8 protein-coding genes are annotated in these 12,177 nt (G+C 62.2%); all 8 read left to right on the forward strand.

Annotated features, from left to right (window positions below; all coding sequences use genetic code 11):
* On the forward strand, positions 1-1,634 hold a 1,634-nt coding region (locus tag IK083_10705), incomplete at its 5' end, for a sodium-translocating pyrophosphatase (GenBank protein ID MBR4750023.1).
* A gap of 90 nt (positions 1,635-1,724) precedes the next feature.
* Positions 1,725-4,451 (forward strand): hypothetical protein, encoded by a 2,727-nt coding sequence (locus IK083_10710; protein MBR4750024.1) that lies wholly within the window; start codon positions 1,725-1,727, stop codon positions 4,449-4,451.
* Positions 4,452-4,566: 115 nt separating this feature from the next.
* Positions 4,567-5,685 carry a glycogen/starch/alpha-glucan phosphorylase gene (locus IK083_10715; protein MBR4750025.1) on the forward strand — a complete coding sequence of 373 codons (1,119 nt, stop codon included), beginning with the start codon at positions 4,567-4,569 and terminating at the stop codon, positions 5,683-5,685.
* Between the two features lie 42 nt (positions 5,686-5,727).
* On the forward strand, positions 5,728-7,050 hold the full coding sequence (gene glgP, locus IK083_10720; protein ID MBR4750026.1) for a glycogen/starch/alpha-glucan family phosphorylase: 1,323 nt from the start codon (positions 5,728-5,730) through the stop codon (positions 7,048-7,050).
* A 4-nt stretch (positions 7,051-7,054) separates the two neighbouring features.
* Positions 7,055-7,753 carry a leucine-rich repeat domain-containing protein gene (locus IK083_10725; GenBank protein ID MBR4750027.1) on the forward strand — a complete coding sequence of 233 codons (699 nt, stop codon included), beginning with the start codon at positions 7,055-7,057 and terminating at the stop codon, positions 7,751-7,753.
* A gap of 20 nt (positions 7,754-7,773) precedes the next feature.
* A complete protein-coding gene (locus tag IK083_10730; protein MBR4750028.1) occupies positions 7,774-10,227 on the forward strand; it encodes a TIGR03936 family radical SAM-associated protein in 2,454 nt (817 codons plus the stop codon).
* The gene (locus IK083_10735; GenBank protein MBR4750029.1) at positions 10,224-10,550 is read left to right on the forward strand and encodes an MmcQ/YjbR family DNA-binding protein; all 327 of its coding nucleotides are present in this window, start codon (positions 10,224-10,226) and stop codon (positions 10,548-10,550) included. The genes IK083_10730 and IK083_10735 overlap by 4 nt, the downstream gene beginning before the upstream one ends.
* Positions 10,547-11,902, forward strand: coding sequence for an MATE family efflux transporter (locus IK083_10740; GenBank protein ID MBR4750030.1), 1,356 nt, complete (start codon positions 10,547-10,549; stop codon positions 11,900-11,902). The genes IK083_10735 and IK083_10740 overlap by 4 nt, the downstream gene beginning before the upstream one ends.
* Positions 11,903-12,177: the final 275 nt, after the last annotated feature.

A 12,177-nucleotide genomic window follows, 5' to 3' on the forward strand; every position in this document is an offset into this window, starting at 1 on the left:
ACATCCCCGAGGATGACCCCCGCAACGCCGCCACCATCGCCGACAACGTGGGCGACAACGTAGGCGACTGCGCCGGTATGGCTGCAGACGTGTTTGAGTCCTACGAGGTCACCCTGGTAGCCGCCATCATCCTGGGCGCCGCTACGGCCACCACGGGCGCTTCCGGCGCTTCCATCCTGGCCATGGTCGTCTATCCTCTGCTTATCCGCGCCATCGGCGTGTTTGCCTCCATCATAGGCATCTATTCGGTCCATGGCTCCGACGACATCAAGTCGGACCCCATGAAGCCCATTTCCAACGGCTACATCCTGTCCGGCATCCTGGCCATCATCGGCTTCTTTGCCGTGTCCTACGTGGTGTTCCAGAAGCAGCCCGTAGAGATCGAAGGACAGATCATAGACTGGTGGCGCTTTGCCCTGGCCAACCTCTTCGGTGTGGTCCTGGCCTTCATCATTGAAAAGCTCACCCAGTATTACACCGCCACCGACAGCCGCCCCGTCAGCGAGTGCGCCGCCTCTTCCAAGACCGGCCCCGCCACGGTCATCCTGTCCGGCTTCGGCTCCGGCCTTGAGTCCGCCGTGTGGTCTCTGGTAGCTGTGGGCGTGGCTGTGCTGGCTTCGGCCATCATATTCCCTCAGCACGCTATCCTGGCCGCCTACGGCGTGGCCCTTTCCGGTCTCGGCCTGCTGTCCACCACCGGCTTCATGCTGGCTATGGACACCTACGGCCCCATCTCCGACAACGCCAACGGCGTGTTTGAAATGTCCGGCGCCCTCAAGGAGCCCGACGTGGATCCCAACGCTCAGCAGATAGTGGCCAACCTGGACGCCGTGGGCAACACCACCAAGGCTCTGACCAAGGGTCTGGCCATCGCCACGGCAGTCATCGCCGCCGTGTCCCTGTTCCACTCCTTCATGGAGGATGCCGGCCTGACCGCCATCGCAGTGGACAAGACCCACATCTTCATAGGTCTCCTCATCGGAGGCGCCATTCCCTTTATGTTCTCCTCCATGGCCATCAACGCCGTGAACAGAGCAGCCTTTGACCTGGTGCGGGAGGTCCGCAGACAGTTCAGAGAGATCAAGGGCATCATGGACTACGACCCCAGAAGCGGCAGCGAGGAGGGCAAGCCCGACTACCAGAAGTGCGTGGAGATATCCACCGCCGCCGCTCAGACAGAGCTGCTGAGCCCTGCTCTCCTGGCAGTGTGCTCCCCCGTATTTATCGCCTTCTCTCTGGGCGTTGACGCCCTGGGCGGCTTCCTGGCCGGCGCCATCCTGTCCGGTCAGCTCCTGGCTGTGCTGCTGTCCAACGCCGGCGGCCTCTGGGACAACGCCAAGAAGAAGATCGAAGACGGTATGTTCGGAGGCAAGGGCACCGAAGAGCACAAGGCCACCGTGGTGGGCGACACCGTAGGCGACCCCTTCAAGGATACCGCCGGCCCCGCCATCAACCCTCTGATCAAGGTCATGAACCTGGTCGCTCTGCTGCTGGCTCCCATCCTGGTGCTGGACGAGTTCGGCTATATGCCGGTCTCTCCCATGGTCCGGGTGGTGGTCAGCGTGGTAGCCGCCTGCCTGCTGGGCATAGCCATTGTCCGCAGCCGCAGAGGCTCCATCAGCGCCGACGAATAGACTGCAAGATAGTCAAAACCCGCCGTCAGGCGGGTTTTTTCTTTTGGCCGGGGCTTTTGCGTTGATTTATCCCCCGGTTTGTGGTAATATATGTATGATGATTTTTTTGATTACAAGGACGGACACATGGGCAAAAAGGAATTACACGTGATATCCCATACCCACTGGGACAGAGAATGGTATTACACCAGACAGCAGTTCCAGGTGCAGCTGGTGGACCTGTTTGACAACCTGCTGGCCATATTGGACAAGGATCCCACCTTCAAGTTTTTCAATATGGACTGCCAGACCATCGTGCTGGAGGACTACCTGCAGGTCAAGCCCCAGAACAGGGCCAGGCTGGAAAAATACATCCGGGAGGGCCGCATCGTGGTGGGCCCCTGGTATCAGCTGAACGACGAAAACCTGGTCAGCGGCGAGTCCACCGTGCGCAGCCTTCTCATAGGCAGCGCCATAGCCAATGAGTTCGGAGCCCGTTCCGACGTGGGCTATCTGCCCGACCAGTTCGGCAACGTGTCCCAGATGCCTCAGATATTCAGGGGCTTCGGGCTGGACTCCTCCATCATGGGCCGGGGCTACAGCCAGAAGGACATCCACGTGGACCGGCAGTCCATGGAGTTCATCTGGAAGGGCGCCGACGGCTCCGAGGTCCTGGCTTCCGCCATGGCCTTCTGGTACAACAACTTCGAGCGCATCCCCGAGGACGAGGAGCAGGCCCTGGAGTTCGTGGACGGCGTGTGTGAGCGCATGCTGCCTCTGGCGGCCACCGACACCCTGCTCCTGATGAACGGCGTGGACCATTTTGAGCCCCAGCACAACGTGGGCCAGCTCATAGACAAGCTCAATGAAAAGCTGGACGACCGGGTGCTCATCCACTCCACTCTGGACAGATACGTGGCAGCCATCAAAAAGGCCGTCAGTGACAAGGGCATAGACCTGCGGATCTATCCCGAGGCGGAGCTGCGGTATGACGACAACTACAACGTGCTGGCGGGCACTCTCACGGCCAGGCTCTATCTGAAGCAGGCCAACAACGAGTGCGAGCAGTATCTGGAAAAGGTGGCGGAGCCCGTCAACGCCTTCAATCTCATCACCGGCGGCGAGTATTACTCCGACTTTATCCGCCTGGCCTGGAAGACCCTCATGCAGAATCATCCCCACGATTCCATCTGCGGCTGCTCCATAGACCGGGTGCACAAGGACATGGAGGCCCGTTTCTCCCAGGTGAAGGAATGGACCGAGCGGGTCACCAAGAAGGCCGCCTGGCAGCTGACGGAAAAGATAGGCACCACCGACAAGACCATCGTGGTCTTCAATCCTCTCAACTTTGTCCGGTCGGAGGTCATGGACGTGGACCTCTACTATCAGCTCAACGACAAGACCAGGGGCGTGCCCCTGCCTCCCGACCCGACGAGAGACGTGCAGGCCTTCAAAATAGTGGACCCTCAGGGGGAGGAGATACCCTTCTACGTGCTGGACAACAAGGTGGAGATCCGGGAGATCACCCATCCGGTGGTGCTGCCCATGGCCGCCCGCTTCCGCCATTACAGGCTGAAGCTGCTGGCCCGGGACGTGCCCGCTATGGGCTACAAGGCCTTTACGGTGGTGCCCCAGCCCTCCTGGCCCCGGTTTGAGAAGAGCTTTGTGCCCAAGCTCTACAAGAAGAACGCCATCACCAACGGCCTGGTCACCGTGAAGCTGGACAAGAACTCGGTGCACATCAAGGACCTGACCCTGGGCAAGACCATAGACAACGCCGGCATGATAGAGGAGAGCGGCTGCCACGGCGACGAATACCGCTTCATCGCCCCTGCCGACGACACTGTGTACAGCTCCCTGGGCGCCATGAAGAGCTTTGCCGTCAAGGACCAGTCCCCCGTGTCCGCCTCCCTCATAGTCAGCTATGACATGCAGGTGCCCGAGACCACCGACGTCCACGGCCGCAGCGACAAGCTGGTCAGCTGCCCCGTCACCGTCACCTACACGGTGAACGCCGGCTCTCCGAGAGTGGATATACGGACCGAGATAGAGAACAATGCCAAAAACCACCGGTTCAGGATGATGTTCCCCACGGGCATATCCTCCGACAGCGCCTTTGCGGAGATGCCTTTTGACGTGTATGAGCGCAGCAAGGAGCGCCCTGCCGACTGGCACAACTACAACCCCGGCTGCGCCCAGAAGACCTTTGTGTGCCTGTCCGACGGCATAGACGGCGTCACCGTCATCAACAAGGGCCTGCCCGAATACGAGGCTCTGTCGGACAAGGATTCCACCCTGGCCGTCACCCTGCTGAGAAGCACGGGCATCCTCTCCGGCGGCGGAGACGTGGCCAACGACAAGTTCACTCCCGACGCCCAGTGCCTGGGCAAGCGGACCGCCGAGACGGCCATCTGCATGCACAAGGGCAGCTACGCCGACTCGGTCAGCTGGAACTACGCTCACAGCTTCAACGCCCCCATGTATTACAAGCAGACGGACGCCCACGAAGGCGAGCTGCCTCAGGAATGCTCCTTCGTGACCATCTCCGAGCCCAGAGTGGCCTTCTCCGCCCTGAAAAAGGCCGAGAGGGACAACGCGGTCATCCTCAGGGTGTACAACCCCACCGGAGAGCTGCTGGAGGGCGTGCGCATAGGCTTTACCGCCGGCTGCAAGGCCGCCAGGCTGGTGAACCTGAACGAAGAGACCATAGAGCCTCTCGCCATGGAGGAGGGCGCCGTGACTATGGACATAGGTCCCAAGAAGATAGTCACCATAGCCTTTGACCTGGAAAAGGAATACGAGAGACCCTATCCTCCTCAGTATATGGAAAACTCCTGACACACACAAGTCCATCGCAGGCGGCGGGACCCCGGTCCCGCCGCCTGTTCCCTCTTGAATATACGGTCCCTTTTGTGATAAAATCTATTAGTGTGAAACACTCAAGGGAGCAGCTATGGACGGCATCATCAATCCTCATTCCGATTTTGACACGGCAAAGCAAGAATTTATCAATTGCCTGAAGAACAATCTGCAGCGGCGTCTGGCCAAAAACAACATCAACACCAACGAGTACGACCGTTATATGGCTCTGGCCTACACGGTGCTGGACCACATGGTGGACAGATGGATCGAGACGGACCGGGCCTACTCCGCAGTGAGGCCCAAGCGCATCCACTACATATCCATGGAGTTTCTGATGGGGCGGGCCCTGTCCAACAACCTCATCAGCCTGGGGCTCTACGACGTGGCCCGGGAGGCTCTCATGGAGCTGGGCTACGACCTGGAGGAGACGGCGGACTTTGAAAAGGACGCGGCTCTGGGCAACGGAGGCCTGGGGCGGCTGGCCGCCTGTTTTCTGGACTCCATGACCAACCTGGGCATCCCCACCCACGGCTACGGCATCCTGTACGAATACGGCATGATGAAGCAGACCATCGAGCGGGACCGGCAGAGGGAAAAGCCCGACGTGTGGCTGAACATACCCTATCCCTGGGCCATCAGCCGCGTCACGGAGACCACCGAGGTGAACTTTGGGGGCTACGTGAGCCGCGAGGGCACTGACACCACCAAAGAGAGCCGCTGGCACACCTCCGAAAAGCTGCTGGCGGAGGCCCACGACATCCCCGTGTACGGCTACAACAATTCCAACGTAAACGTGCTGCGGCTGTGGTCCGCCCACTCGGCCAGCGAGTTCAACCTGGACTCCTTTTCCGAGGGCCGCTATATGGACGCCTGCCAGGCCCAGGTGCTGTCGGAGAACGTGACCAAGGTGCTCTATCCCAACGACAGCGACATGAGCGGCAAGAGGCTCCGCTTCCAGCAGGAATACTTTTTGGTGGCTGCCTCCCTGCGGGACATAGTCAACAGATTTTACCGGGAGCACGGGGGCAACTGGGACGTGTTTGCCGACAAGGTGGGCATACAGCTCAACGACACCCATCCGGGCCTGAGCATAGCCGAGCTCATGCGCATCATGGTGGACGAGGAACACATAGGCTGGGACAAGGCCTGGGACATCACTCAGAAGGTGTTTGCCTACACCAATCACACGGTGCTGCCCGTGGCCCTGTAGGAGTGGCCCATCAGCCTGCTGGAGGAGCTGCTGCCCCGGCATATGGAGATCATCTACAACATCAACCATTTCTTCATGGAGCAGGTGGGCATCAAGTATCCCGGGGACGACGGCAAAAAGCAGCGTATGTCCATCATCAACGACCGGAGCAGGCGGGTGCGCATAGCCAATCTGTCCGTGGTGGGCTCCCACAAGGTGAACGGAGTGGCCGCCCTCCACAGCGAGCTGCTGAAGACCACCCTGTTCAGGGATTTTGCCCAGATGTATCCCGAGCGGTTCACCAACGTGACCAACGGCGTGACGCCCCGCCGCTGGATGTTTGCCGCCAATCCCCTGCTCACGGAGCTCATCAGGGAGGCCATAGGCGACGGCTGGATGCGGGACCTGGAGCGGCTGCGGGAGCTGGAGCCCTTTGCGGAGGACGCCGGCTTCAGGGAGAGCTGGACCCGGGTGAAGAAGGCCAACAAGGAGCGCTTTGCCGCTTTTCTCAGCAGGGACGCCGGCCTCCGGTCGGACCCCTCCTTTATGCTGGACGTGCAGGTGAAGAGGATACACTTCTACAAGAGGCAGCTGCTGTTTCTCCTGTATATCCTCTACAGATATTTTGACCTGAAGGAGGACCCGTCCAAATATCCGGTGCCCCGGTCCTTTGTCATGGGAGGCAAGGCTTCTCCCAGCTACCACGCCGCCAAGGAGCTCATCTATTTTGCCAACCGGGTGTCCCACATCATCGGCAGCGATCCGGACGTGCGGGACAGGATGGGCTTTGTTTTCCTGCCGGACTACCGGGTCAGCGCCGCGGAGATAGTCATGCCCGCCGCCGACCTGTCGGAGCAGATATCCACCGCCGGCTACGAGGCCTCCGGCACGGGCAATATGAAGTTTGCCCTCAACGGGGCCCTGACCATAGGCACCCTGGACGGCGCCAACGTGGAGATCAGGGACTGCGTGGGGGAGGACAACATCTTCATCTTCGGCCTCAACGACACGGAGGTCCGGGAGCTGCGGCCCGGCTACGACCCCGCCGCCTTTGCCGCCCGCATACCGGGCCTGCAGAAGATATTTGACCTCATCAGAGGCGACTTTTTCTGCGCGGACAATCCCGGGGGCCTGCGGTTCTTCGCGGACTATCTCACCGGGCAGGACGAGTATATGGTCATGGCGGACTTTGAGTCCTATCTCAGGGCCCAGAACGAGGCGGACCTGCTCTACACCAGGCCGGAGGAATGGGCCCGCAAGTCCATTCTGAACGTGGCCCGGTCGGGCTACTTCTCCTCGGACAGGAGCATCAGGGAATACAACGACAAGATATGGGGAGCCATGCCCGTGGTGGTGCCCCGCACCGAATACGGCAAGGGGAAATAGAGACATGTTTCTGTTCCGTCTGCCCCGCCTCATGAGCCGCCTGTCCCTGGCGGTGGTCATAGCCCTGCTGGCGGGCGGCATGTATTACAAGAACAAGGAATTCGTGGCCCTGGGGGGCGTGCTGTACAAATACAGAGGCGCCGCCGCCACGGTGAAGGTGCCGGAGGGCGTGAAGGTCATCGGCAAGGGGGCCTTTGCCAAGAACGCCGCCGTGGAAAGAGTGGAGCTGCCTGACTCGGTGGACAGCGTGAGAGACCTGGCCTTTGCCGGCTGCCCCCGTCTGAAGCGGGTGCGCCTGTCGCCGAACCTGTCCCAGCTGGGCAAGGGGGCCTTTACCGGCTGCGGCAGCCTGGAACGGATCACCATCCCCTCCAAGGTCACCAACATAGAGGAGCTCACCTTTGCCGACTGCAAGTCTCTGGAGAGCGTGACCCTGCCCGCAGGCCTGCTGGCCATCAGAAACGGGGCCTTCACCGGCTGCGGGCGGCTGAAGGAGATAGATTTTCCCTCCCGCCTGGCCACCATAGAGGCGGGAGCCTTCGGGCTGTGCAAGTCCCTGGAGACCGTGAAGCTGGGCCCCTCCGTGACCTTTATAGGCCCGGCGGCCTTTGTGCCCGGGGGCAAGCTGGCCATCAAGGCCAAAGAGGGCTCCGCCGCGGCGGAATACGCCCGTAAAATGCATATCAGGCTGCAGACCTATTGATATCCCCGGGGGAGACAGGGTTGGACAACACAGATATCAAGCGGCTGGTCTTTTCTTTTCTGGACAGAGTGGAAAAGCCGGGCCGGTACACCGGAGGCGAGCTGAACTCCGCGCCGCGGAACGGCGGGGAGAAGGCCGCCTTTTGCCTGTGCTTCCCCGACATCTACGAGGTGGGCATGAGCAACCTGGGCCTCAGGATACTCTACGCCGTCCTCAACGCGGAGCCGGACACCGTGTGCGAGCGCTGCTTTGCTCCCGCCGCCGATATGAGGCGGCTGATGGAGGAGGCGGGCGCCCCCCTCTATTCTCTCGAATCCTTTGCCCCTCTCTCTTCCTTTGACGCCGTGGGCTTTTCCATGGCCTACGAGCTGTGCTACACCACCGTGCTGGACATGCTGCGGCAGGGAGGCATCCCCGTCTTTTCCCGGGACAGGGGGGACCGGGACCCCATAGTCATAGCCGGAGGGCACACCGCCACCAATCCCGCCCCCATGGAGCCCTTTATAGACGCCTTTGCCATAGGCGACGGCGAAGATACCATACTGGACGTGAAGAACGCCGTCACAGCCCACAAGGGCAGCCGCCGGGACATACTGGAGGCCCTGGCCCGGGTGGAGGGGGTCTACGTGCCCGGCCTGACCCGGACCCGGACGGAGGCCCGGCTGGCGCGGGATATGGACAGGGCGCCTTTTCCCCTGAGGCCGGTGATACCCAATATACGCATAGTCCACGAGCGGGTGATGCTGGAGGTCATGCGGGGCTGCTCCCGGGGCTGCCGCTTCTGTCAGGCGGGCTTTATACAGAGGCCCGTGAGGGAAAAGAGCCTGAACACCCTTCTCAGGGACTCGGAAGCCCTGTGCCGGGCCACGGGCTACGAGGAGATAGCCCTCACCAGCCTGTCCTCCACGGACCACTCCCAGATAGAGGAGCTGGTCTCCAGGCTGACGGAGGCCTACGCCGGCAGCAGGACTGGCATATCCCTGCCTTCCATCAGGGCCGACGTGTCCTGCGTGGAGCTGGCAGACCGGATACAGAGCGTGCGCAAGAGCGGCCTCACCTTTGCCCCGGAGGCCGGGAGCCAGCGCCTGAGAGACGTGATCAACAAGAATCTCACGGAGGAGGACCTGTTTTCCTCGGTGGGAGCCGCCGCCGAAAAGGGCTGGAAGCGGGTGAAGCTGTATTTTATGACCGGCCTGCCCTATGAGACAGACGAGGACGCCCTGGCCATACCGGACCTGGTCCGCAGGGTGCAAAAATACGCCCGGACCATCAGCCCCGGCTTTACGGTGGGCCTCACCATTTCCCCCTTTGTGCCCAAGCCCCACACTCCCTTTCAGTGGGAGCCCATGGAGGACCCGGAGGTCATAGAACACCGGATAGAGCTGATACGCAGCGGCATGCCCAAAGGGGTGCATCTCAGCTGGCACGAGCCCGCGGCCTCCCGGGTGGAGGCGGCCCTGGCCAGAGGCGGCGCAGAGACCGCCGGCGCCGTGTATGCGGCCTTTATGGCCGGCGCCCGGCTGGAGCAGGACGCCTTTTCGGAGGAGATATGGGAGCAGGCCTTTGCCGGAGAGGGCCTCACCATAGGGGAGCTGGCAGGGAGGCGCTTTGCGCTGGACGAGCCCCTGCCCTGGGACCATATAGGCGTGGGGGTGCGCAAGGAGTTTTTGGCGGAGGAAAACCGCCGGGCCTCCCGGGCCGCCGTCACCCCGGACTGCCGGACCCACGGCTGCAACGGCTGTATGCAATACACCGAGCTGTGCGCCGCCCGGGGCCGGCGGGAGGAGCCCGTGTATCAGCCCCAATTGCCCCAGCCCGACGACAAGGGCAGCGTGGGCACCTGCCTTTTCAGATTTTCCAAGGGGCCGGACCTGCGCTTCATCAGCCATCTGGACCTGATGGGGGTCTTTGAGAGGGCCGTGCGCATAGCCCGGGTGCCCGTGTGGTTTACCAAGGGCTTCAATCCCAAGCCCGGCATATCTCTGGGGCAGGCCCTGGCCCTGGGAGCCACGGCGGACAACGACACCTTTTTCATGCGGGTCCACTTGGACGGCACGCCGGACCAGGCCGGGCGCCTCATGGACGCCCTCAACGAAGCCCTGCCTCCCGCCATCCGCCTGCGCAGCGCCGCCCTCTACGACGAGATCAAGAGGCTCCCGCCTCCGGAGGCCAGCGAATACAGGCTGGGTATATCCGCCTCCCGGCAGGCCCTGGAGCAGGCGGCAGGGGAGCTGCTGGCCCGGAAGTCCCTGCCCGTCACCCGGGTCAAGGAGGGCAGGCAAAAGACCGTGGACCTGAGGCCCCTTATCGGGAGCCTGACCTGCGGGGAGGGCACTGTGACGGCCCTGCTGCCCCACAGGGAAAACACGGCCAAGCCCTCGGAGATATTTGCCCTTTTCCGGGAGCTGCTGCCCGGGGCGGAGCTGACGGAGGTATGCCGCACCGACGTGATCATGCCGGAGCCCTTCCGATGAAGACCCGGGAGGAGGTGCTCGGCTTTGCCCTGAGCCTGGGAGACGTGTATCAGGACGCCCCCTTTGACGCCAATTGGCAGCTGGTGCGCCTGAAGAAGAACCGCAAGGCCTTTGTGTTCGTGTATGACCGGGAAGGGGTCACTTGGATCAACGTGAAGTGCCGGCCGGAGATGACCGGCTTTTGGCGGGAGGGCTTTGAGGGAGTGACGCCCGCCTACCACATGAACAAGACCCACTGGAACACGGTGATACTGGACGGCTCCGTGCCCGAGGACGCGGTGAAGCAGATGATCGAAGACAGCTTTGAGCTGGTGGACCGATGAAGGCAGATTCCCGCCATTTGGAGCAGGCCCCCCTGAAGGGCCTCATCATACGGCTGGCCATACCCGCCGCCGTCAGCATGCTGGTCACCACAGTGTACAATATGGCGGACACCTATTTCGTCAGCCGCCTGGGCACCTCCGCCTCGGGAGCCGTGGGAGTGGTGTTTGGCCTCATGGCCGTGCTGCAGGCCTTTGGCTTTATGTTCGGCCAGGGAGCAGGCAGCCTCATTTCCCGGAGCCTGGGGGCAGGGGACCCGGCCAAGGCGGACAGAGTGGCCATACTGGCCTTTGTGTCCGGCATAGGCTGCGGCCTGCTGATGGCAGTCTGCGGCATAGCCTTTCTGGACCCCCTGGTCCGGGCCCTGGGCAGCACCCCCACCATATTGGTCTATTCCCGGGCTTACGCCCTGTGGGTGCTGCTGGCGGCCCCCTTCCTCCTGGGGAGCCACGTCATGAACAATATTCTCCGCTACGAGGGCAGGGCCTCTCTGGCCATGATAGGGCTGGGAGCCGGCGCCTGCCTGAACATGATAGGCGACCCCCTGCTCATATTCGGCCTGAAGCTGGGCATTACCGGCGCCGGCATCTCCACCGCCGTGAGCCAGCTGGTGAGCTTTGGCCTGCTGTGGTACATGTTCGCTTCCGGCCGCTCCGGCCTGAGGCTGAAGCTGGAAAACCTGTCCTTCCGCCTGAACGAATTTGCCGACGTGTGCGGCACCGGCTTTCCCAGCCTGGTGCGCCAGGGCATGAACTCGGTGACCATCATGGTCCTCAATTACTACGCCGCCCGGCTGGGAGGCGACGCGGCCGTGGCCGCCATGTCCATCGTGGGACGGGTGAATTTTGCCCTCTTTGCCGTGGGCCTGGGGCTGGGGCAGGGCTATCAGCCCGTGGCCGCCTACTGCTACGGCGCCGGCAACTACAGGCGGGTGATAGCCGGCTACTACTTCACCTGGAGCGTGTCGCAGATCATCATCAGTGTACTGGCCCTGGGGGGCATAGTCTTTGCCCGGGATATAGTCACCCTGTTCCGGGACGACCCCGAGGTGATACGCATAGGTACATTTGCCCTGCAGGCCCAGGTCTTCGCCCTCATAGCCGCCCCCTATCAGGTGTCCAGCAACATGCTGCTCCAGAGCACCGGCCAAAAGCTGTCCGCCAGCCTGCTGTCGCTGCTGAAAAACGGGCTGTATTTCATCATACTGGTGAGCATCTTCACCCGCCTGTGGGGCATCCTCGGCCTGCAGACCGCCCAGCCCGTGGCCGACGCCCTCACCGCCATTACCACCATCCCCTTTGCCTCAGCCTTCCTGGCCCGGCTGCGAAAAGGCCCGGCCCCCCGCGCAGAATAAAAATAACCGTTCTCCCGGCGTCTGTCCGTCATATCGGCGGCGGGGGCGCCTGCGCCCGCGCCGGTAAGATATCCCCTTCAAACTGTCGGTAATTCCCCGCCTCGTCATCCCGGCGTCTATCCGTCATATCGGCGGCGGGGGCGCCTGCGCCCGCGCCGGTAAGATATCCCCTTCAAACTGTCGGCAATCCCCCGCCTCGTCATCCCGGCGTCTATCCGTCATATCGGCGGCGGGGGCGCCTGCGCCCGCGCCGGTAAGATATCCCCTTCAAACTG

It is taken from the genome of Abditibacteriota bacterium, from assembly GCA_017552965.1.
Lineage (GTDB): Bacteria > Armatimonadota > UBA5829 > UBA5829 > UBA5829 > RGIG7931.